This window comes from Halobacterium rubrum, from assembly GCF_021729015.1.
In the GTDB taxonomy this organism is placed as follows: Archaea; Halobacteriota; Halobacteria; order Halobacteriales; family Halobacteriaceae; genus Halobacterium; species Halobacterium rubrum.
Genome location: NZ_JAJQQZ010000001.1, coordinates 1,137,901 through 1,157,812, shown reverse-complemented (window position 1 = coordinate 1,157,812; position 19,912 = coordinate 1,137,901). Strand labels below are relative to the sequence as shown.

Below are 19,912 nucleotides of genomic sequence, written 5' to 3'. Positions count from 1 at the left end.
CGGAAACCCTGTAACCTCCCGGGGCACACGCCACGGTATGACGACGACTTCGAGTGCGCCGGGGAAGGTCTACCTCTTCGGCGAGCACGCCGTCGTGTACGGGGAGCCGGCGGTGCCGTGTGCCATCGAGCGGCGCGCGCACGTCACAGTCTCCGAGCGCGAGGACGGCCGCCTTCGGGTGTCGGCGGGCGACCTCTCCATCGACGGTTTCACCGTGGAGTACAGCGGCGGCACCGACGACACGCCGGACGTCGACGTCCCGGCGCCCATCGTGGAAGCGGCGATGGGGTACGTCGACGAGGCGGTCGAGCAGGCCCGGGACGCTGCGGAGGCACCCGACGCCGGCTTCGACGTCGAAATCGACAGCGAGATTCCGCTCGGCGCGGGCCTCGGCTCGTCGGCAGCCGTCGTCGTCGCGGGCGTCGACGCCGCCACGCGCGAACTCGGCGTCGAACTGGACGCTCGCGAGCTGGCCGACCGCGCCTACCAGGTCGAACACGCCGTCCAGGACGGGCAGGCGTCTCGCGCGGACACGTTCTGCTCCGCGATGGGTGGCGCCGTCCGCGTCGAGGGTGACGACTGCGAGACGCTGGACGCCCCCGACCTCCCGTTCGTCGTCGGCTACGACGGCACGAGCCACGACACCGGCGAGCTCGTCGCCGGGGTGCGGGACCTCCGAGACGAGTTCGGGTTCGCCGCCGACACCGTCTCGGCCATCGGCGACCTCGTGCGGCGCGGCGAGGCGGCACTCGCCGAGGGCGACGTCGAGACGCTCGGCCGCCTGATGGACGTCAACCACGGCCTGCTCTCGGCGCTCGGCGTCTCCGCGCGCACCCTCGACTCGATGGTGTGGGCGGCACGCGACGGCAACGCCCACGGCGCGAAGCTCACCGGCGCGGGCGGCGGGGGGTCTATCGTCGCCCTCGACGACGGCGACGGCGCCGAGACCGCGCTCTCGCTGACGCCGGAGTGCGAGGAAGCGTTCCGCGCCGAACTCGCCCGGGAGGGCGTCCGCAGCGAATGACCGGGACCGTCGTTCTCAAACTCGGCGGCAGCGTCGTTACCGAGAAAGACCAGCCCGAGACGGTCGCCGGCGACCGGCTCGCAGCCCTCGCGAGGGCAATCGCCAGCAGTGACGTCTCGGACATCGTCGTCGTCCACGGCGGCGGGAGCTTCGGGCACCCGCACGCCGCCGAACACGGTGTCTCCAGCACCGACGCCACTCGGGACCCCGAAGCAGTCCGCGACATCGCCGCCGCGATGGAGAACCTGAACAGCGCAGTTGTCGGCGCGCTCGCCGACGCCGGCGTCGCTGCCGTCCCAGTCCACCCCTTCTCGGCGGGGTACCGGGACGCCGACGGCGACCTCGAACTCCCCACCGGCCACATCGCAGCGATGCTCGAGGAGGGCTTCGTCCCCGTCCTCCACGGCGACGTGCTCACCACCGCCGGCGACGGCGTCACCATCGTCTCCGGGGACGACCTCGTCGTCTCGGTCACGCGAGGACTCGACGCCGACCGCGTCGGCCTCTGCTCGACCGTCCCCGGTGTCCTCGACGAGGACGGCGACGTCATCCCCGAAATCACCGCCTTCGAGGACGTCGGCGGCGCGCTCGGCGGGAGCGACGCCACCGACGTCACCGGTGGCATGGCCGCCAAAGTCCGCGCGCTCCTCGCCCTCGGCTCTCCCGCCTTCGTCTTCGGCCCCGACGCTCTCGGCGACTTCTTCGCCGGCGACGACGCCGGCACCCGCATCGAGGGCTGACCCCCGGCGCTTCCGTGCCCTCCGCTGCGGGCCGCCACACCGCAGTGCTCGCGGCTCCCTCCGGTCGCCGCTCGCAACAACGTGGCCTCGCTGCGCTCGGGCACGCAACTCACGGGTCGTAACGCTCCCCGCTCGTTTGATTCGCGGTCTCCCTCCAGTCGACCGCGCAATCCCCGCTGTTTTTAACAGCGTGGCGCATACCCCCGGACAAGCAAGACGTCGCGGGCGGCAACGCCGCGGCGGTCGACGGCTGCAAGACGCCGGGGTCGACCGCGGCCAGCGCGCGACTGTTTCGAGACGCGCGAAAACGCGGGTTTCAGTGCTTCAGAACTATGGAAATCGAAATTGCCACAATCGGCGGCTACGAGGAGGTCGGACGGCAGATGACTGCCGTCCGTGCGGGCGACGACATCGTGATCTTCGACATGGGCCTCAACCTCTCGCAGGTCCTGATTCACGACAACGTCGAGACCGAGAAGATGCACAGCCTCGACCTGATCGACATGGGCGCCATCCCCGACGACCGCGTCATGTCCGACCTCGAGGGCGACGTGAAGGCCATCGTGCCGACGCACGGCCACCTCGACCACATCGGCGCCATCTCGAAGCTCGCACACCGCTACGACGCCCCCATCGTGGGCAGCCCGTTCACCATTGAGCTCGTGAAAGGCGAGATCGAGAGCGAGCAGAAGTTCGGCGTCGAGAACGACCTCGTGAAGATGGAGGCCGGCGGCACGATGCCCATCGGCGACGACTGCGAACTCGAGTTCGTCCACGTCACGCACTCCATCATCGGCGCCATCAACCCCGTGCTCCACACGCCCGAGGGCGCCGTCGTCTACGGCCTCGACAAGCGCATGGACCACGACCCGGTCCTCGAGGACCCCATCGACATGGAACGGTTCAGGGAGATCGGCCGCGAGGGCGAGGGCGTCCTCTGTTACATCGAGGACTGTACGAACGCCGGGAAGAAGGGCCGGACGCCCTCCGAGAGCACGGCGCGACGCCACCTCGAGGACGTGATGAAGAGCGTCGAGGACTACGACGGCGGCATCATCGCCACGACGTTCTCCAGCCACATCTCGCGGGTGTCCTCGCTCGTGGAGTTCGCGAAGGACATCGGCCGCGAGCCCATCCTGCTCGGCCGCTCGATGGAGCGGTACTCGGGCACCGCCGAGCGCATGGGTCGCGTGAACTTCCCCGACGACCTCGGCATGTTCGGGCACCGGAAGTCCGTCGACCGCGCGTTCAAGCGCGTGATGAACGAGGGCAAGGAGAACTTCCTCCCAATCGTCACCGGCCACCAGGGCGAGCCCCGCGCGATGCTCACCCGGATGGGTCGCGGCGAGACGCCCTACGACATCGAGGACGGTGACAAGGTCATCTTCTCGGCGAGTGTCATCCCGGAGCCGACCAACGAGGGTCAGCGCTACCAGAGCGAACAGCTGCTCCGCATGCAGGGCGCCCGCATCTACGACGACATCCACGTCTCCGGCCACCTCCGCGAGGAGGGCCACTACCAGATGCTGCAGGCGCTCCAGCCCCAGCACCTCATCCCCGCCCACCAGGACATGGCTGGCTTCGCGCCGTACACGAAGCTCGCGAAGAGCCAGGGGTACAAGGTCGGTCGCGACCTACACGTGACCGAGAACGGCAACACCATCCAGCTCGTCGAGTAGATGTCCCAGGAAGCGCGCGAACAGGCGGTGCTCGCGGCGGTCCGCGAGCGCCGGCAGCAGGTCAACGACGCCATCGACGAGGACCTGCCGATGGCCGACCCCGAGCGGCTCTACGAGGCGACCCGCTACATCCTCGAGGCCGGCGGGAAACGGCTGCGACCGGCGGTCCTGTTGTTGACAGCCGAAGCGCTGTCTGGCGTGGACGCCGCGGCCGCCGACTACCGGGCGTTCCCAGACCTGAACGGCGGCGAGGTCGACGTGATGTCGGCGGCAGTCTCCATCGAGGTCATCCAGTCGTTCACGCTCATCCACGACGACATCATGGACGACGACGACCTCCGACGGGGCGTCCCTGCGGTCCACCGCGAGTACGACACCGAGACCGCGATTCTCGCGGGCGACACGCTGTACTCGAAAGCGTTCGAGATAATGCTCCAGACGGGCGCACCGCCCGAACGCGGCCTCCGCGCGATGCGGACGCTCGCGGAGACCTGCACCCACATCTGCGAGGGGCAGGCGATGGACATGGGATTCGAGACCCGGGGCAACGTCGTCACCGACGAGTACCTCGACATGGTGGAGCTGAAGACCGCGGTGCTGTACGCTGCGGCCGCCACACTGCCGGCGCAGCTCCTCTCCGCGGACGAGGAGACCGTCGAAGCCCTCTACAACTACGGGCTGCGGGTCGGGCAGGCGTTCCAGATTCAGGACGACGTCCTCGACCTCACGGTTCCCTCCGAGGAACTCGGCAAGCAGCGCGGCTCCGACCTGGTCGAGCACAAGAAGACCATCATCACGCTGCACGCCGAAGAACACGGCGTCGACGTCGAGGGCTTGCTGGAGGCCGACGACCCCGAGGACGTCACCGACAACGAGGTCGAGGCGGCCGTCCAGGAACTCCGCGACGCCGGCAGCATCCAGTACGCCAGCGACCTCGCCGAGGACCTCGTCGCGGAGGGCAAAGCCCACCTCGACGTGCTCCCCGAGAACGAGGCCCGCCACCGACTGGAGCAGATCGCGGACTACCTCATCGAACGAGGATATTAACGCACCGTTTGTACCTTTTTACTCGTCGGGTTTCCTCGGTCGCTTCGCTCCCTGCGGGAACCGCTCCTCGCAAAAATCTACGCTAAAAACGTCCTCGCACTCGCTTCGCTCGTGCGAGTGAACCGTGCGGCTTCGCCGCGCGGATGCTATCCAACGTTTTCCAGGCGGCTGTAGCAAAGTTCTGACACAGAGGACTCTGCAATGAGAGACAGCTACTCCCTGGCGGATTGAAAGGCGAGACTGGCGAGAGCTTTCCCCTCCAAGAGAAACCGAGACAACAGCAGCCGACCGAGCCACCACGCACTCCTGCAGTCGAATCCCGCGGGATTTTCACCCCTCGGCGTGGAATCGGTGGTATGGACGACGAACTCCGCGAGCGGGTCCGCCGGGAGGCAGAGCGGGCCGCGCTGTTTAACGCCCTGAAACACGGGAGCGACGCACAGGTCGGGGCCATCATGGGGCCGATGATGGGGGAGAACCCAGAGTTCCGGGAGCACGGCGACGAGATTCCCGGCGTCATCGCGCCCGTCATCGAGGACGTCAACGGGATGAGCGACGACGAGCAGCGCGAGCGCCTCGCGGAACTCGCGCCCGAGGACGTCGAGAAACTGGACAGCGAGGACGAAGAAGACGACCAGCCGCTGCCGGACCTCCCGAACGCCGAGGCGTACGACGAGGTGCGGATGCGGTGTGCGCCGAACCCGAACGGCCCGTGGCACCTCGGGAGCGCCCGGATGCCCGCCGTCATCGGGACGTACAAGGAGATGTACGACGGCTGGATGCTCGTCCGGTTCGACGACACCGACCCGGAGACCAAGCGCCCAGACCTCGACGCCTACGACCAGATTCTCGACGACCTCGACTACCTCGGGTTCGAGGCCGACGAGGTCATCAAGGCCAGCGACCGGGTCGATGAGTACTACGAGCACGCCCGCCGGCTCATCGGGAAAGGCGGCGCGTACACGTGTAGCTGCCCCGGCGAGGAGTTCTCCGAGCTGAAGAACAGCGCGGAGGCGTGTCCGCACCGCGAGAAGGACCCGGAGACGGTCGCCGAAGAGTTCGAGGCGATGGTCGACGGCGAGTACGAGTCCGGTGAGATGGTCCTCCGAATCAAGACCGACATCGAGCACAAGAACCCCGCGCTCCGGGACTGGGTGGCGTTCCGGATGGTCGACACCCCACACCCCCGCGAGGAAGCCAGCGAGTACCGCTGCTGGCCGATGCTGGACTTCCAGTCCGGCGTCGACGACCACCTCACCGGCGTCACGCACATCATCCGCGGCATCGACCTCCAGGACTCCGCGAAGCGCCAGCGCTTCCTCTACGACTACTTCGACTGGGAGTACCCCGAGGTCCTGCACTGGGGGCACGTCCAGCTGGACGCCTACGACGTGAAGATGTCCACCTCGACAATCAAGGAGCTCGTCGCGAGCGGCGAGCTCGACGGCTGGGACGACCCGCGCGCGCCGACCGTGCAGAGCGTGAAGCGCCGCGGCATCCGCGGGGAGGCCGTCGTGGACGCGATGGTGGATCTCGGCACCTCCTCGTCGGACGTCGACCTCGCGATGTCCTCGGTGTACGCGAACAACCGCGACCTCGTGGACGACGAGGCGCCACGGCAGTTCCTCGTCCGGGACGGCTTCGAGGCCCGCGGCGAGGGCGACGGCGAATCGTACGAGGCCGTCGTGGTTCCGGTCGACGGCGGGCCCGACGAGGCGACGCCGCAGGTCCACCCCGAGCACCCCGACCGCGGCGACCGCGAGATTCCGGTCGGTGACGGCGTACTCGTGGAGGCCGCCGACCTCCCCGAGCAGGGCGACCGCGTCTGGCTGAAGGGCTACGGGCCGGTGCGCTACGACGGCGAGCGCTTCGAGTTCCTCGACGCCGACATCGACATCGTGCGCGAGGAGGGCGTCGACGTGGTGCACTGGGTGCCCGCCGACGACAACGTCGAAGTCCGGCTGCGCACGATGGACGGCGACGCAACCGGCTACGCCGAACCCGGGTTCGCCGACCAGTCCGTGGACACTGTCGTGCAGTTCGTCCGCGTCGGGTTCGCGCGCGTCGACGCCCACGACGCCGAGGCGTCCGTGGCGTACTTCACGCACCCCTAGAGGAACTGCAGCCAGAGCACGGCCGCGAGCACGACGACGGTCAACACGACCTGCATCGCGGCCGACCCGAGGACGCCGACCGTCGCGTACCCCGCTCGTCGCGCGCTCTCGGCGACGTTCTCGTTCTCGCGGAACTCGACGGCGAAGACGACGCCCGCGACGCCGAGCAGGAGGCCGACCGGACCGGTCACCAGCATGGCGCCGAACCCGACGGCGCCCGCGAGTATCGATGTCCGGGTGTCGACGCCGCTGGCGCGCGCGCCGACGACGCCCGCCAGCCAGTCGACCAGCGTCGCGAGGACGGCGAGCCCGGCCAGCGCGACCAGCAGAATCGGGCCCGGGCGGCCGGTCTGCGTCCAGTACAGCAACAGTCCGGCCAGCGAGAGCAGGCCACTCGGGAGCAGCGGGAGGACGCTGCCGGCGACGCCGACGGCGAGCAGGACGAGCGCTGCGGCGACGAACGGCTCCATACACCATCGGGGGCCGCCGCAGGCTTCAGGGTACCGCTGTCAGTCGTCGTTCTCGAACCGCCGGAGTTCCGCGCGGGCTGCCTCCGACCCGTACGCCTCCACGAGCGGTCGGAGCGCGTCGCCGAGCGCGCGCATCGCCTGGCTCGTGGAGTGGTAGCCGAGTTCGTCGGCGAGGTCGTCCCACGGCCGGGACTGCAGGAGCTTCCCGACGAGCAGGCGCTGCTCGTCTGCGGAGAGCAGGTCGGCGTCGCCCGCGACGAGGTGGTGGACGGCGAGCGCGCGGAACGGTTCCGGGTCGACGCCGTACATCCCCGGACCGTGGGCAGCGCCCGCGACGACCCGCCAGTCGCGCTCGCCCAAGTCGAAGCCAGAAGTCGCGTCACAGGACCGAAGCGCCGCGCGAGCGACGTCGAGGTCGAGGTCCCGGAGCGCGTCCGAGAGCACGCCGCCGATGCGGTCGGCGAACCAGTCGGCGTGGCGGTCGTAGAGCTCGCGGCCGGCGTCGGAGAGGGGGTCGAGCATGATGGCGGAGTACTCGCCGCTGGTGTCGTTGCGCGTCGTCGAGAGCTGGACCGTCCCGTAGCCGTTCGCGGCCCAGAACGACAGCAGTTCGGGGGTTGCGCCGTAGCCGACGCCGAGCCAGTCGGCCTCGCCGTCGAACTCCGAGCGGACGTCGCCGAGCAGCCGCGAGCCGAGGCCCCGGGAACGCACGGCGGGGTGGGTGGCGATGCGCATCACGCGGTAGCCGAACGGGACCGCTGCCGCCTCGTCCCGGAGCTGGCTCGTGAGCACGTCGGGAATCATGTTGCCCTTCACGCGCTCGCCGTCGTACATCGCGGCCCGCAGGTCGGCGTCGAGGCCGCCCTCGCGGGCGAGCAGCGCGACCGACGCGATGTGGCCGTCGTGGCGGAGCGCCCGAACCGCGAGGTTCGGGGCGTCCAGCAGGCGCGCGAGGTCGTTGGGCTCGGTGCGGTAGTGGGCGTAGACGAGCAGGCCGAAAACCTCCCTGAGCAGGTGTTCGTCCCCGGCGAGGTCGTCGCCCGACAGCGAGACGTACTCGACGGTCTCGGGCGTGGCGTCGGCGACTAGCGGGTCGACGGCGGGCCGGGCGTCCAGCAGGAGCGCGCGGAACGCCCACGCCTCGACCGGGTCACCGCCGGCGTACCGGATGGGGTCGACGAGCGACGTCTCGTGGACCTCGTGGTCGGTCTCGGCGAGCCGGTCCCGGAAGCGCACGTCGAACCCCCGGCCGGCGCCCTCGTAGCCGTGGACGGTCGTCGTGAACGCCAGCCGCTGGCAGCCCACCAGCGATTCGAGGAGGCGGACGGGAATCGCGGCCGCCTCGTCGGCGAAGACGGCGTCGGGGTCACCCGGCAGGTCGGCCGCCGCCGGCGGCTTCGCGAACCGGATACGGCCCCCCGTGGTCGTCTCGACGGTGTCGCCGTCGCTGTCGAGGTCGCCGAGAGCGTCGAGGCGCTCCCGGGCGCGAGCGAACAGCTCCGCCGCGCTCCGGTGGTCGGGGGCGGTGACGAGCACGTCCAGTCCCTCGCGAGCGAGACACGCCGCGGCGAGGCCTGCAGCGCTGGACTTCCCGCGGCCGCGGTCGGCGTCCGCGACGACTGCGTGCCCGGGCTCTCGAAGGGACTCGAAGGTTGCGAGGGCGTCTGCCTGGTCGGCGGTCAGGCAGGCCTCGTACGCCTCGCGGGGGAAGGCGGTGGATTCGGGTGGGTCCGGGAGTGGCTCGCGCATTCGGGGCGCGGGGTCGGTGAGCCCGTCGCGTTCGAGCGTCTCGTCGTCGACGTCGTAGATGGCGATGCCGGGGTGGGCGCGGAGCGTGTCGACGAGTCGGCGGCGGAAGCGCCCAGTGACGTCGCCGGTGTCGAACGGCGGGACGGCGAGCCCCTCGTCGAACGACTCGCGGTGGGCCGGCCAGTCGTCGAGGGCGGGCGCGAGGACGACGAGGAGGCCGCCGCCGTCGACGGCGCCGACGACACGCCCGAGCGCGTTCGGCCGGCAGTCGGCGTGGAGGTCGAGGACGACCGCGCGGCGGGTCGTGCCGAGCAGGCGGCCGGCGTTCCGCGTCGGGACGTGCTCGCAGGCGAGGTCGTCGCGCGTGGAGACGAGACTCGTCTCGGAGAGCGCGACCGGGAGCGCGTCGAGCAGCCCGTCGGCGGCGTCCACGCCCGCCGCCCGGTCGCCGGCGAGCACGAGGACGCGGCGCTCGTTCGCGCGCTCGGCTTCGGCCAGCAGGTCGCGGGCGGCCGCTGTGTCCATCGCGTCGGGGTACGGCGAGTGGCGGCAAGGGCGTTTCGTCCGCGGCTGTGCCGGCGTGACACGCCCCGATGGCATTGAAAGCGCTTTTACGGGAGGGCGACCCAGTGTTGGGATACAGCCTGCGGGGGTCGATGATGCTTGAGGCCGGAAGGTCTCTACTCGGCCGAGAGCGCAAGCCCGTCCGCGGGATAGGTGAACACAATGCCAGTATACGTAGACTACGACGTTCCAGCAGACCTCCAGGAGCGAGCCCTCGAGTCCCTCGAGGTCGCTCGCGACACCGGTAGCGTGAAGAAAGGTACCAACGAGACGACGAAGGCCGTCGAGCGCGGCAACGCCGACGTCGTGTTCGTCGCGGAGGACGTCTCCCCCGAGGAGATCGTCATGCACCTCCCCGAGCTCGCCGCCGAGAAGGGGATCCAGGTCGTCTTCGTGGAGACCCAGGACGAGCTCGGCAACGCGGCCGGCCTCGAGGTCGGCTCCGCTGCCGCGGCCGTCGTCGACGCCGGCGACGCCGAGGACGAGATCGAGGACATCTCGACGAAGGTCGAGGACCTGCAGTAACCAACAATGAGTGCAGAGGAATCTGAAGAGGGCGCCACGGCTGCCGAGGTCATCGAGGTCGTCGGCAAGACCGGGATGCACGGCGAGGCGATGCAGGTGAAGTGTCGCATCCAGGAGGGTGGCAACCAGGGCCGCATCATCACGCGGAACGTCCTGGGCCCCGTCCGAGTTGGTGACATCATCCAGCTCAAGGAAACGGCCCGCGAAGCGGACTCCATCGGTGGTCAATAATGGTGGAGAACCGGAGCTGTGACTACTGTGGCGCGGACATCGAGCCCGGTACGGGTACGATGTTCGTGCACAACGACGGGAGCACCGTCCACTTCTGTTCGGCGAAGTGCGAGAAGAACGCCGACCTCGGCCGCGAGCCACGCGACGTGGAGTGGACCGAGGAGGAAGAAGTCGGGGAGGGCCAGTAGATGACTTCCGAGCGACGCTTCGCGACGCTCGACGCTCACGCGACCACGGGGTGGTCGGCGTGAGCCACCACGACGAGCGCACGTTCGTGATGGTCAAGCCCGACGGCGTCCAGCGCGGGCTCATCGGCGACGTCGTCTCCCGGCTGGAGGACAAGGGGCTGAAGATGGTGGGCGGGAAGTTCATGCAGATCAGCGAGGAGCTCGCCCACGAGCACTACGCCGAGCACGAGGACAAGCCGTTCTTCGACGGGCTCGTCGAGTTCATCACGTCGGGTCCCGTGTTCGCGATGGTCTGGGAGGGCGCCGACGCCACCCGCCAGGTCCGCCAGATGATGGGTGCGACGGACGCCCAGGAAGCGGCGCCCGGCACCATCCGCGGCGACTACGGCAACGACCTGGGTCACAACCTCATCCACGGTAGCGACCACGAGGACGAGGGCGCCAACGAGCGCGAGATCGCCCTGTTCTTCGACGACGACGAACTCGTCGACTGGGACCTCGGCACCTCGCAGTGGGTGTACGAGGACGCCGGCGACCACTGACGGACGCCGACCTTTTTGCGGGAGCGAGCAGAACACTCGCGTAGCTATGCAGTTCACCGTCGTCCAGGGAGACATCGCCGAACAGTCCGCGGACGCGCTGGTGAACGCCGCCGGAACGAGCCTGCGGATGGGGTCCGGTGTGGCGGGCGCGCTCCGGCGTGCGGCCGGCCAGCAGTTGAACGAGGCTGCGATGGCAGAGGGGCCGGTGAATCTCGGCGAAGTCGCCGTGACCGACGCGTTCGACCTCGACGCCGAGTATGTAGTGCACGCGGCCGCGATGCCACACTATGGAGACGGGAAGGCCACCAGCGAGAGCATCCGTTCGGCCACCCGGAACGCGCTCACGGCGGCCGACGAGCGCGGCTGCCAGTCCGTGGTGGTGCCGGCGCTGGGTTGTGGCGTCGCCGGGTTCGACCTCCGGGAGGGCGCCGCACTCATCGCCGACGAGATTCGGGCGTTCGACCCCGACCACCTCGATGACGTCCGGTTCATCGCTTACTCGGACGAGGAGTACGAGACGATTCGGGAGCCGGTGGCGTGAACCGGTCCGTCGGCCCGTAGACTCTTGGCCGTCGACCGTCAGCACGGCGTATGGACTGCGTCGTCTGCAATCAGACCGGGGGGACGTACCGACTCGTCGCGGGGGAGGGCAGGCTGGGGGTCTGCGAGCAGTGCGTCGCCGAGCACCTCCTCGACGAGCTCGACGACGACACCTGCATGTACTGTGGTGGGTCGGCCGACTACGACCTCTTCGAGTACGTCGGCTCGGTGGCGGACAGCGGCGGAGAAGGCGCCGAGTCGGAGCGCGAACTCGTGGCGGAGGGCGTCGTCTGCACGCGCCACCTCGAGGACCTCCGCAGCGAGGGGCTCTAGTCGCCTGCCGGGGTGGGTGCCGCGACGTCGATGTCGCCGCTGTCGAGGTCTGCTTCGACGTTGCGGGCGGCCTCGACGAGGTTCGCCATCTTCCCGTAGGCGACCTCGCGGGGTAGCAGCTTCACGCCGCAGTCGGGGCTGACGGTGAGCTGTTCGGGCGGGACGACCTCCAGGCCCTTCCGGATGTTCGCCTCGATCTCCTCGACGGACTCGACTTCGGCGACGTGCGCGTCGACGACGCCGAGCGCGAGGTCCTTCGTGAACGCGGGGTCCTCGAAGACGTCGAGCTGTTCGTAGTCGCCGTTCGCGAGCTCGAGGTCGAACTCGTCGACCGGGAACTCCAGAATCTCGGGGTAGATGCGGGAGTAGTCCCCGTAACAGACGTGGAGGCCGATGCGGACGTCCTCGGGGATGCCGGCGGCGATGCGTTCGAGGCACTCGCCGACGATGGCGTGGTCGTCGGGCGTCGTCGCCAGCGCCGGCTCGTCGATCTGGATGTAGCGGGCGCCCGCCTCGACGAGCTTCTCGATCTCCTCGTTGACGAGGTCCGCGAGGTCGTAGGCCAGACTCTCCTCGTCGTCGTAGGCCTCGTTGAAACTCCAGTTCGCGAGCGTGTACGGCCCCGTGATGGGGACTTTGACCGGGCGGTCGGCGACGCTCGCGGTGAACTCGTACTCGTCGACGAGCCAGGACTCGTCGTAGCTGACCTCGTCGACGACGCTGGGCTTGTCGAAGTAGTTGTGGCCCCAGACCTTCACCGGGCCGTTGAACTCGTAGCCGTCGATGCGGTGGGCGAAGAACTCCACCATCTCGTTGCGCCGCATCTCGCCGTCCACGACCACGTCGAGGCCGGCGCGCTCGTGCTCGTTCGTGATGAGGCGGGCGGCGTCGTCCTTGGCCTCCTCCCACTCGTCCTCGCCGAAGTCGGCTGCTCCGGCGGCTTCGCCGCCTCCGTCTCGTTGCGACTCCGTCGCAACGCTGTCCTCGTAGAGGTCCTTCGCGCGGTCGAGCCACTTCGGCTTCGGGTAGGAGCCGACGACGGTCGTCAGCAGGAAGTGGTCGTTGTCGTGGTCCTCGGGCCGGAACTGCTCGCGGGTGTCGGTCATGCTGTCACCTCGTCCTCGTGGTCTTCGCTGTCGTCCGCACCGGTGGCGGCGCCGAGCGCGCGGAGTTTCTCTTCGAAGCGGTTCACGGGCAGGTAGAACAGGCCGGTGTTCGCGGTGACGTAGACGTCCTCGAAGTCGTTTGGCACCTGGTCTTCGAACCAGTCGACGCGCTCGCGGATGGTGTCTGGGGACTCCACGAGCGTGTTCTGACCGTCGACGACGCCCAGCGCGACCGAGTCTTTGGTGCCGTACTCGGCGACGTTGTAGACGTTGTCGTCGTGGTCGGCGACGAGGTCGTAGCCGACCGCGTCGACGTCGGCGTCCAGCAGGTGGGCGTGGACCTTCTCGTCCAGCGCGCCCCAGTAGGGGTGGGCGACCACGTCGGCGTCCACGGCCGACGCGACAGTGTCGATGGCCTCGCTGGCTCGCTCGTCGGCGCCGTCGCCGGGTGCGTTCTCGACCAGCGAGGGCTCGAGGAGGAACACCGTCTCGACGGCCTCCGGGAACGCTTCGACCTCGCCCGCGAGGAAGTCGGCGACGGCGGCCTGGAAGTCGGCGTCGTCGCCGTAGTGCTCGTCGGTCGCGAGGTCGGCCAGCGAGTACGGGCCGGGGACGACCGCCTGCAGGTCGTCGGTGAGGCCGGCCGCCGTCTCGAGGTCGCCGGCGAGGTCGCCGGAGAACGTCAGCTCGCCCTCGACGACGGGGTCGCGGTAGAAGTTGTTGTTGTCGTAGTAGCGGACGATGCCGCCGGGCGAGACGTTGTCGTGTACGGTCAGTGGGTGGGCGAGCATGTCGTCCCAGCGTGCCTGCCCTTCGACCACGCGGTCGAGGCCGGCGTCCTGCTGGAGTGCGACGAGTTCCTCGCGGACGTCGTCGTAGACGGCCGAGACGTCAGCGGATTCGTCGCCGGAGACGAGGTCGCCCTTCTGGTGGCCTTTCAGGTCCGACAGCGCCTCCTTGGCGTCGTCGGGCAGCGGGAACAGGCCGGGCGTCGTGGCGATGCGTGTCATCTACGACACGCTACGACATTCCCACGTTTAATATTTTCTCTACGAGAATATACCCGATAGTTATTCGCGGAGTTTGAGCACGGTCAGGGTCTCGAAGGGGAACGACTCCTCGCGGACCGCCGCCGCCGAGAACCCCCGCCCGCCGGCGTACTCGACGACTTCCTCGACGCCAGTGAGCGTGCTCACGAGCACGAGCACGAAGCCGTCCGGAGCCAGCACGCGCCCCACGGCGTCGAAGAAGGCCTCGACGACCTCCCGGCCGGTCTCGCCGCCCGACAGCGCGACCTCCATCCAGTCGTCCCGGGCGGCGTTCTCGTCCCGCGGCAGGTACGGCGGATTGAACACCACCACGTCGAAGGCGTCCTCGCGGAACGCGGACACCAGGTCCCCCCGGACGACCGGCACCCCGCGGTCGGCGGCCTGCCGGACCGCGAACGGATTCAGGTCGGTCCCGACCACGTCGGCGCCCGTCTCGTCGCGCACGGTCGCCGCCACGTAGCCCGAACCCGTCCCGACGTCCAGCACGCGCGCCGGCGGCTGAATCTCCGCGACCGCCGCCTCCGCCAGCAGGTGCGTGTCCTCGGCCGGCTGGTAGACGTCCGCGCCAGCGCCCCGGCGGTCGGCGAGGTCAGTCATCGTCCTCACCCTCGACCTGCCGGGGCTCCGAGGCGTCCTCCACCGCTTCGTCCCCGGGCTGTTGTTCGTGCACCCGGAAGCCACCGGTCTCCGCGCGACCCGAGACCTCCCGCTGCGGGAACGGGATCTTGATGCCCTCCTCCTCGAAAGCAGACTTCACCGCGCGGATGACCGCGGTCTGGGCGCGCCAGCGCCGCCGCGAACTCGGCTTGTCGATCCACACCCGGATGTCCAGCACCACCGCCGAGTCCGCGAACTCCTTCAGGACGACCTGCGGCCGCGGCACCGACAGCACGTCCTCGACGTCGCTCAGCGCCGACTTCGCCACGTCCATCGCGTGTTGCACGTCCGTCCCGTAGTCCACGCCGGCCTCGACGTGGATGCGTAGCCGGCCCTTCCGCGACCGGTTCACGATCTCGTTGGAGCCGACGAGGTCGTTGGGCAACATCACGTACTCGCCGTCGAACGTCTGCAGGCGCGTGTTCACGATGGTGATGTCCGTCACGATGCCGTGCTTGTCCCCGATCTTCACCCAGTCCCCGATCTCGAACGGCCGCGAGAACATCAAGACGAGTCCGGCGATGACCGCGCCCAGTGTCTGTCGGGCGGCCATGCCGAGCACGATGCCGGCGAAGCCCGCACCGATGAGCAGCCCGGAGAGGTCGACGTTCCAGAACCCGAGGGCCGCGATCAGCGTCGCGATGTACAGCGTGATCTGGAGGATGCGGAACGTCACCTCGGTCTGGTGGTCGGTGATGCCCTCCTGCGTCCGCGTGAACCGCTCGACGACGTCCTCGAGGGCGCCAGTGCCGACGTAGACAGCCGCGAACAACCCCATCGTGATGGCGATTCGGGCCACCACTCGAACGCCCACCTGGAGGCTCCGGAGGCGGTCGACGGCCGCGCTCTCCAGCCCCCAGACGACCACCACCACTGCGCCGGCCGCGCCGATCGCCGCCAGCCCGACGGCGCCCACCACGACGTGCAGGATTCGCGACTCCCGGCTCCACCACACGCGGCGCGCCAGCCACAGCGCTGCCACCAGCAGCGCCACGGCGAACACGGTCGCACCGACCTGTTCGACGAGCGACAGCCCGTGCAGGGTGTCGACCACTTCGCTCGCGGTGGTGGTCACGGGTCGCCACCCCCCTCGACGCCGAGCGCGACGTTCGCCAGCGCCGCGAACGCCGACGGGTCGAGGTTCCCGGGCCGCTGCCGGAGCACGTCCTCGTCGACGGCGTCCACGACCGCGTCGGGCCGCTCCAGGCCCGAGATGTGGGCGGTGTTCCGGATGGCGTTCCGGGTGGTCTTCCGGCGCTGCGTGAACAGCGCCTTCACGAAGTCGAGGAAGAACGCCTCGTCGCCGACCTCGTAGTCGGGCTCGCGGGGCGTCAATCGAACGACGGCGCTCTCGACGCGCGGCTGCGGGTCGAACGCCTCGGGGGGGACGGTCTCGACCAGTTCGACGTCCGCGTAGTGCTGGGCCGCCACCGACAGCCGGCCGTAGTCACTCGTCCCCGGCTCGGCGGCCATCCGCTCGGCGAACTCCAGCTGGTACATCAACACCATCGGCTCGCCCTCGGGGAGCAGCCGGAACGTCACCTCGCTCGAGACGCCGTAGGGCAGATTCGACACCGAACACGAGAACTCGGGGAGGTCGACGTCGAGCGCGTCGCCCTGCACGACGTCGAGGTCGCCAGCGGCTATCTCGTCGGCGAACTCCTCGCGGAGGAACGCGGCGTAGTCCTCGTCGCGCTCGACGGCCGTCACGCGGTCCGCGACGTCGAGCAGCCGGTCCGTGAGGGCGCCCGTCCCCGCGCCGACCTCGAGAACGTGGCTGCGGTCGAAGCGCTCGGCGTACGTGGGAATGCGGTCGAGCACCCGGTCGTCCACGAGGAAGTGCTGGTCGAACTCGGGGTCTGGACGGCCCGCGCGTCGAATCAGCGCGTCCGGGTCCCGCGAAGCAGTCATTGCCGGATGTACCCTCTCACCCCCCCTAAACCCCCCGCTACGAGGACGCGAAGTTGTAGTACTTCAGGTCGTCGTCTCGGATCTCGTCGAGGATGCGCTCCACGACGACCTCTCGGGGGTTGTGCAGGCCGTCCACGCGCTCCTCGATGTCCTCGAAGCTCTCGAAGGGCCCGTGGCGCTTGCGCTCGTCGAGAATGTTGTCCCGGAGTTTTTCCCCGATGCCCGGCAGCAGATTCAGCTGGTGGAGCCGCAGGGAGATGGGCTGGGCGTCGTTGTAGAAGTCCACGAACCGCCGCTCGTTGGCGTCCACGACGTCCTCGACGACGTAGTCCAGTTCCGACCGCGCGCCGTCCGAGAGGTCGTCGTACTCCGCCGTCCGTCCGCGCTCGATGCCGTCCTCGAAGTCCGGCCGGACCCGCACTCGGTCCAGGATAGAGATGTCGGCGTCGCCCGACAGACTCAGCTCGTAGAGCGTGAAATCCTCGGTGGAGACGGCGTACGCCACCGCGCCGTCGCCGTAGCTCCGGCCGTCCGATCGGCCGTGCGCGAGAAAGTCGAGGACGACGGCAGACTCGACCTCGTCGTCGTCCGTCGAAGACGTATCACTCATACGAGGACGTACGCCGAGCCGACACTTAAACGGTCGGCCACTCAGGCGTACTTCGCGACGACGTTCAGAATCTCGTCCAGCTCGTCGCCGGACATCGCGTACCGCTCGTTCGCGAAGACCGAGCGCAGCTCCGTCCGCGTCCGCGGCAGCAGGTCCACGACCTTGTACGCCACGTCCTCGTCGTCGAGCACGTCGAGGGCCAGCAGCTCGTCGACGAACTCCCGGGACTCCTCGGCCTCCAGCACCGCGAACCGGTTCGCGTGCTCGATGGCCCGCGACAGCTCGAAGCGGAGCTCGCGGTCCTCGTCGAGCGCGCGCTCTGCCTCGACCTCGGAGAGCAGCTCTTTGGCCTCCGAGACCGTCAGCGGCTCCGTCTCGACTGTCTCCTTGAAGATCGTCATACTACTCCTCGGCCTGCTCCTGTGCGCGGAGGTGGGCGGCGGCCGCGATGACGACCTTGTCCATCCCACCGTCGTTGATCTCGACTTTGAACGCGTCGCCCTGCGTGCCGACGACGGTGCCGGTGAGGCCGCTGAAGCGCGGGTGGAACCGGCCGTCCTGCACACTCGGGTCGATCTTCAGGTGGACCGTCTGGCCGTCGTCGAAGTCGGCGATGGCGCGCTGGGGCGGCGACGTGCCGCGGTCTCGCGGGTCGTTCTGGAGCTTCCCACCACTGTTGCTGAGGGGTCCGTTGGAGTTCGGCATAGTCGTATGCACCACCCTACTTCCGTCGCGGTTAAAAAAGGACCGTTACGGCCCGGGCCGACGACCCTCCGCGGGTGTCAGCGCTGCCAGAACGCGGGCGTGAGCACGACGAGCACCGACAGCACCTCCAGGCGACCGATCCACATCAGGAACACCATGTAGAGCTTCGCTGCGTTCGAGAACGGCTCGAAACTCCCCATCGGGCCGACGACGCCGAACCCCGGGCCGACGTTCCCGAGCGTGGCGATAGCGACGCTCATGGCGTCCAGCCCGGTCAGCGTCACCTCGGGCGTCCGGAAGCTGTCGACGTACAGCACCACCGTCGAGACGGCGAACAGCCCGAGGAAGACGACGATGAACACGAAGACGTCCCGGATGGTGTCGTCGTCGACGACGCTGCCGTCTAGCCGTATCGCCTTCACAGCCTCCGGGTGGACGGCAGTGAACAGCGACCGGCCGATGGCTCTCTTCGCGAGCACCCATCGCACGATCTTCACCGAGCCCGCCGCCGAGCCCGCAGACCCACCCAGGAAGTACGCGAACAGGAGGACGGTCTGGGCGGACGCGTCCCAGGTGTTGACGTCCATGCTCGCGTACCCCGTGGTCGTCACCACGGCGACGACCTGGAAGACGCCCTGCCGGAGCGAGTCCTCCAGCTCGCCGGGAATCGCGCCGACGTTCGCCGGCGTCTCCGCGAGCCCGACGCCGAGGTAGAGCACCCCAGTGACGACCACCCCGAACGCGGCCATCGCGAGCAGGTACGACCGGAACTCGACGTTGTCGGTGAGCCGGCGGGGCTCCCCGCGGAGGACGTACCAGAACAGCGCGAAGTTCGTCCCCGCGACCACCATGAACGGCACGAACGCCCACTGGACGACCGGCGAGAACGCCTCGACGCTCCGGGCCTCGGGCGAGAAGCCGCCGGTCGGCATCGTCGTGAGCGCGTGAGCGACGGCGTTGTAGAGGTCCATGTTCGGCGCGACGCCGAGGTGGTGAAGCGCGTAGTAGACGACCGCCGCGAGCACCGTGAACCCGGCGTAGATGCCCCAGAGGGCGCGAGCGGTCTCCTGAATGCGCGGCGTCAGCTTCTCCAGGGCGAGCCCGGGGGACTCCTCGCTGATGACCTGGGCGCCGCCGACGGAGAGCTTCGGCAGGATGGCGACCATCAACACGAGGATGCCCATGCCGCCCAGCCACTGCGTCAGCTGGCGCCACATCAGCATGGCGTGCCCGTGGCGGTCGACCGATATCTCGCCGAGGACGGTGGCGCCCGTCGTCGTGAACCCGCTCATCGACTCGAAGAGGGCGTTGACTGGGCCCGCGACGGTGCCCGTCCCGGCGACGAGGTACGGTGTCGTCCCGAACACCGGGACGACCAGCCACGCGAGACTCACCAGCAGGAACGCCTCCCGTCGGGCGAGCTCCTCGCCGCTGTCGGTCCCTTCGAGGAGCGTGCCGACGCCGACCATCACGACCGACGTGGCGAGGAACGGGAGCGGGTCCTCCCCGTAGTACAGCGCCAGCACGAGCGGGAACAGCGGAGTGACGCCGATGTACCGCAGCACGGTCCCGACGTACGCGAGACTGACGCGGTAGTCGACGTACCTGGTGCGGCCGCCAGACATCGGTTGATGTACCCACGCTCAGGTGGCAGACGGTTTGCCGTTTCGGTCCGGAGCACAGAAGACGGTCACGCCGGCGCGAGCCGCTGTCGGGCTGTCGGCCTCCCGAACGCTCCCGGCTGTCCCGGTGAGACGCGAGACAGCCCCGGAAGGAGGCCTCTCAGAGTTCGTAGGCGGCAATCTCGCTCGAGCCGCAGGTCGGGCACTCCGACAGCTGGTCGTCGAGTGTCGTCCCGCAGTCCCGACACTCGCGGAGCACGGTCGACCGGTCGCGGCCGAGGGCTCGCAGGCGGTCCAGTACCACAGTACCTGATTGCGGGACTGCCCACTTAATTATCCGTCCGTTTCGGGTGGTCGGACGCGACCCCGTTTCCCGGCGTAGACTGCCGTTTCTCCCCGCCGACGCCCGTTTTCGCCGAGGAGCTCGAGCGGAGACCACACCCGGGGCGGGGTCGCCGGGAGTGACGCGTCCGGAGTCGAGGCCGGGAGGCCCGGAACGGACAGAC

The 19,912-nt window shown here is 69.1% G+C and carries 23 protein-coding genes; 11 read left to right on the top strand and 12 right to left on the bottom strand.

Annotated elements, in window-relative coordinates; translation table 11 throughout:
• The first annotated feature begins 37 nt into the window (after nucleotides 1-37).
• The 5 genes from mvk to LT971_RS06335 all read left to right on the top strand — a co-directional run bounded on the left by mvk (nucleotide 38) and on the right by LT971_RS06335 (nucleotide 6,604).
• Nucleotides 38-1,024: a mevalonate kinase gene (mvk, locus tag LT971_RS06355; protein ID WP_237006011.1), complete on the top strand. Its 987-nt coding sequence runs from the start codon at nucleotides 38-40 to the stop codon at nucleotides 1,022-1,024.
• Nucleotides 1,021-1,764, top strand: coding sequence for an isopentenyl phosphate kinase (locus LT971_RS06350; RefSeq protein ID WP_237006010.1), 744 nt, complete (start codon nucleotides 1,021-1,023; stop codon nucleotides 1,762-1,764). The genes mvk and LT971_RS06350 overlap by 4 nt, the downstream gene beginning before the upstream one ends.
• Nucleotides 1,765-2,096: 332 nt before the next feature.
• Nucleotides 2,097-3,443: a ribonuclease J gene (locus LT971_RS06345; RefSeq protein WP_237006009.1), complete on the top strand. Its 1,347-nt coding sequence runs from the start codon at nucleotides 2,097-2,099 to the stop codon at nucleotides 3,441-3,443.
• Nucleotides 3,444-4,490 (top strand): geranylfarnesyl diphosphate synthase, encoded by a 1,047-nt coding sequence (gene idsA3 / locus LT971_RS06340; protein WP_237006008.1) that lies wholly within the window; start codon nucleotides 3,444-3,446, stop codon nucleotides 4,488-4,490.
• Between the two features lie 356 nt (nucleotides 4,491-4,846).
• Entirely contained in the window at nucleotides 4,847-6,604 is a 1,758-nt protein-coding gene (locus LT971_RS06335; protein ID WP_237006007.1) for a glutamate--tRNA ligase, read from the top strand.
• On the opposite strand, the gene LT971_RS06330 is transcribed toward LT971_RS06335, so the two are convergent.
• Both LT971_RS06330 and tmcA read right to left on the bottom strand, forming a co-directional pair.
• Nucleotides 6,601-7,074: a DUF456 domain-containing protein gene (locus tag LT971_RS06330; protein WP_237006006.1), complete on the bottom strand. Its 474-nt coding sequence runs from the start codon at nucleotides 7,072-7,074 to the stop codon at nucleotides 6,601-6,603. The two genes, LT971_RS06335 and LT971_RS06330, sit on opposite strands and share 4 nt — an antisense overlap.
• 39 nt (nucleotides 7,075-7,113) lie before the next feature.
• Complete coding sequence (tmcA, locus tag LT971_RS06325; RefSeq protein ID WP_425293269.1) at nucleotides 7,114-9,462, bottom strand: tRNA(Met) cytidine acetyltransferase TmcA; 2,349 nt, start codon at nucleotides 9,460-9,462, stop codon at nucleotides 7,114-7,116.
• An 87-nt stretch (nucleotides 9,463-9,549) separates the two neighbouring features.
• On the opposite strand from tmcA, the gene rpl7ae reads away from it, so the two are divergent.
• Genes rpl7ae through LT971_RS06295 form a run of 6 tightly spaced genes read left to right on the top strand, consistent with a single transcriptional unit; the run spans nucleotide 9,550 to nucleotide 11,746 of the window.
• A complete protein-coding gene (gene rpl7ae, locus LT971_RS06320; RefSeq protein WP_237006004.1) occupies nucleotides 9,550-9,912 on the top strand; it encodes a 50S ribosomal protein L7Ae in 363 nt (120 codons plus the stop codon).
• A gap of 6 nt (nucleotides 9,913-9,918) precedes the next feature.
• On the top strand, nucleotides 9,919-10,143 hold the full coding sequence (locus LT971_RS06315) for a 30S ribosomal protein S28e (protein WP_237006003.1): 225 nt from the start codon (nucleotides 9,919-9,921) through the stop codon (nucleotides 10,141-10,143).
• A complete protein-coding gene (locus LT971_RS06310; RefSeq protein ID WP_237006002.1) occupies nucleotides 10,143-10,331 on the top strand; it encodes a 50S ribosomal protein L24e in 189 nt (62 codons plus the stop codon). Before LT971_RS06315 ends, LT971_RS06310 begins: the two co-directional genes overlap by 1 nt.
• Before the next feature lie 59 nt (nucleotides 10,332-10,390).
• Nucleotides 10,391-10,873, top strand: coding sequence for a nucleoside-diphosphate kinase (ndk, locus tag LT971_RS06305; protein WP_237006001.1), 483 nt, complete (start codon nucleotides 10,391-10,393; stop codon nucleotides 10,871-10,873).
• Nucleotides 10,874-10,919: 46 nt separating this feature from the next.
• Nucleotides 10,920-11,414 (top strand): macro domain-containing protein, encoded by a 495-nt coding sequence (locus tag LT971_RS06300; RefSeq protein ID WP_237006000.1) that lies wholly within the window; start codon nucleotides 10,920-10,922, stop codon nucleotides 11,412-11,414.
• Nucleotides 11,415-11,464: 50 nt separating this feature from the next.
• Nucleotides 11,465-11,746, top strand: a complete 282-nt coding sequence (locus LT971_RS06295; RefSeq protein ID WP_237005999.1) for a hypothetical protein — start codon at nucleotides 11,465-11,467, stop codon at nucleotides 11,744-11,746.
• On the opposite strand, the gene LT971_RS06290 is transcribed toward LT971_RS06295, so the two are convergent.
• The 10 genes from LT971_RS06290 to LT971_RS06245 form a co-directional block, all read right to left on the bottom strand.
• The gene (locus tag LT971_RS06290) at nucleotides 11,743-12,852 is read right to left on the bottom strand and encodes a methionine synthase (protein ID WP_237005998.1); all 1,110 of its coding nucleotides are present in this window, start codon (nucleotides 12,850-12,852) and stop codon (nucleotides 11,743-11,745) included. The two genes, LT971_RS06295 and LT971_RS06290, sit on opposite strands and share 4 nt — an antisense overlap.
• Nucleotides 12,849-13,862: a 5-methyltetrahydropteroyltriglutamate--homocysteine methyltransferase gene (locus LT971_RS06285; RefSeq protein WP_237005997.1), complete on the bottom strand. Its 1,014-nt coding sequence runs from the start codon at nucleotides 13,860-13,862 to the stop codon at nucleotides 12,849-12,851. The genes LT971_RS06290 and LT971_RS06285 overlap by 4 nt, the downstream gene beginning before the upstream one ends.
• Before the next feature lie 60 nt (nucleotides 13,863-13,922).
• Nucleotides 13,923-14,498, bottom strand: a complete 576-nt coding sequence (locus LT971_RS06280) for a HemK2/MTQ2 family protein methyltransferase (RefSeq protein ID WP_237005996.1) — start codon at nucleotides 14,496-14,498, stop codon at nucleotides 13,923-13,925.
• Complete coding sequence (locus LT971_RS06275; RefSeq protein WP_237005995.1) at nucleotides 14,491-15,633, bottom strand: mechanosensitive ion channel family protein; 1,143 nt, start codon at nucleotides 15,631-15,633, stop codon at nucleotides 14,491-14,493. The genes LT971_RS06280 and LT971_RS06275 overlap by 8 nt, the downstream gene beginning before the upstream one ends.
• Nucleotides 15,630-16,469 carry a 16S ribosomal RNA methyltransferase A gene (locus LT971_RS06270; RefSeq protein WP_237005994.1) on the bottom strand — a complete coding sequence of 280 codons (840 nt, stop codon included), beginning with the start codon at nucleotides 16,467-16,469 and terminating at the stop codon, nucleotides 15,630-15,632. The genes LT971_RS06275 and LT971_RS06270 overlap by 4 nt, the downstream gene beginning before the upstream one ends.
• 37 nt (nucleotides 16,470-16,506) lie before the next feature.
• On the bottom strand, nucleotides 16,507-17,079 hold the full coding sequence (locus tag LT971_RS06265; RefSeq protein ID WP_237005993.1) for a DUF655 domain-containing protein: 573 nt from the start codon (nucleotides 17,077-17,079) through the stop codon (nucleotides 16,507-16,509).
• A gap of 41 nt (nucleotides 17,080-17,120) precedes the next feature.
• Nucleotides 17,121-17,480 (bottom strand): RNA polymerase Rpb4 family protein, encoded by a 360-nt coding sequence (locus tag LT971_RS06260; RefSeq protein WP_237005992.1) that lies wholly within the window; start codon nucleotides 17,478-17,480, stop codon nucleotides 17,121-17,123.
• A 1-nt stretch (nucleotide 17,481) separates the two neighbouring features.
• Nucleotides 17,482-17,784, bottom strand: a complete 303-nt coding sequence (locus LT971_RS06255) for a 50S ribosomal protein L21e (protein ID WP_237005991.1) — start codon at nucleotides 17,782-17,784, stop codon at nucleotides 17,482-17,484.
• Nucleotides 17,785-17,861: 77 nt separating this feature from the next.
• Nucleotides 17,862-19,409, bottom strand: a complete 1,548-nt coding sequence (locus tag LT971_RS06250) for a TrkH family potassium uptake protein (RefSeq protein WP_237005990.1) — start codon at nucleotides 19,407-19,409, stop codon at nucleotides 17,862-17,864.
• 157 nt (nucleotides 19,410-19,566) lie between these two features.
• On the bottom strand, nucleotides 19,567-19,710 hold the full coding sequence (locus LT971_RS06245) for a hypothetical protein (protein WP_237005989.1): 144 nt from the start codon (nucleotides 19,708-19,710) through the stop codon (nucleotides 19,567-19,569).
• Nucleotides 19,711-19,912 lie beyond the last annotated feature (202 nt).

What these genes read in the sequence shown, in the direction of transcription:
- LT971_RS06350 (WP_237006010.1), top strand. Translation starts at nt 1,021, where the DNA reads ATGACCGGGACCGTCGTTCTCAAACTCGGCGGCAGCGTCGTTACCGAG.
- LT971_RS06260 (WP_237005992.1), bottom strand. Translation starts at nt 17,480, where the DNA reads ATGACGATCTTCAAGGAGACAGTCGAGACGGAGCCGCTGACGGTCTCG.
- rpl7ae (WP_237006004.1), top strand. Translation starts at nt 9,550, where the DNA reads ATGCCAGTATACGTAGACTACGACGTTCCAGCAGACCTCCAGGAGCGA.
- mvk (WP_237006011.1), top strand. Translation starts at nt 38, where the DNA reads ATGACGACGACTTCGAGTGCGCCGGGGAAGGTCTACCTCTTCGGCGAG.
- LT971_RS06295 (WP_237005999.1), top strand. Translation starts at nt 11,465, where the DNA reads ATGGACTGCGTCGTCTGCAATCAGACCGGGGGGACGTACCGACTCGTC.
- LT971_RS06335 (WP_237006007.1), top strand. Translation starts at nt 4,847, where the DNA reads ATGGACGACGAACTCCGCGAGCGGGTCCGCCGGGAGGCAGAGCGGGCC.
- LT971_RS06255 (WP_237005991.1), bottom strand. Translation starts at nt 17,784, where the DNA reads ATGCCGAACTCCAACGGACCCCTCAGCAACAGTGGTGGGAAGCTCCAG.
- LT971_RS06280 (WP_237005996.1), bottom strand. Translation starts at nt 14,498, where the DNA reads ATGACTGACCTCGCCGACCGCCGGGGCGCTGGCGCGGACGTCTACCAG.
- LT971_RS06270 (WP_237005994.1), bottom strand. Translation starts at nt 16,469, where the DNA reads ATGACTGCTTCGCGGGACCCGGACGCGCTGATTCGACGCGCGGGCCGT.
- LT971_RS06330 (WP_237006006.1), bottom strand. Translation starts at nt 7,074, where the DNA reads ATGGAGCCGTTCGTCGCCGCAGCGCTCGTCCTGCTCGCCGTCGGCGTC.
- LT971_RS06315 (WP_237006003.1), top strand. Translation starts at nt 9,919, where the DNA reads ATGAGTGCAGAGGAATCTGAAGAGGGCGCCACGGCTGCCGAGGTCATC.
- LT971_RS06250 (WP_237005990.1), bottom strand. Translation starts at nt 19,409, where the DNA reads ATGTCTGGCGGCCGCACCAGGTACGTCGACTACCGCGTCAGTCTCGCG.
- LT971_RS06345 (WP_237006009.1), top strand. Translation starts at nt 2,097, where the DNA reads ATGGAAATCGAAATTGCCACAATCGGCGGCTACGAGGAGGTCGGACGG.
- idsA3 (WP_237006008.1), top strand. Translation starts at nt 3,444, where the DNA reads ATGTCCCAGGAAGCGCGCGAACAGGCGGTGCTCGCGGCGGTCCGCGAG.
- LT971_RS06285 (WP_237005997.1), bottom strand. Translation starts at nt 13,862, where the DNA reads ATGACACGCATCGCCACGACGCCCGGCCTGTTCCCGCTGCCCGACGAC.
- LT971_RS06265 (WP_237005993.1), bottom strand. Translation starts at nt 17,079, where the DNA reads ATGAGTGATACGTCTTCGACGGACGACGACGAGGTCGAGTCTGCCGTC.
- LT971_RS06290 (WP_237005998.1), bottom strand. Translation starts at nt 12,852, where the DNA reads ATGACCGACACCCGCGAGCAGTTCCGGCCCGAGGACCACGACAACGAC.
- LT971_RS06300 (WP_237006000.1), top strand. Translation starts at nt 10,920, where the DNA reads ATGCAGTTCACCGTCGTCCAGGGAGACATCGCCGAACAGTCCGCGGAC.
- LT971_RS06310 (WP_237006002.1), top strand. Translation starts at nt 10,143, where the DNA reads ATGGTGGAGAACCGGAGCTGTGACTACTGTGGCGCGGACATCGAGCCC.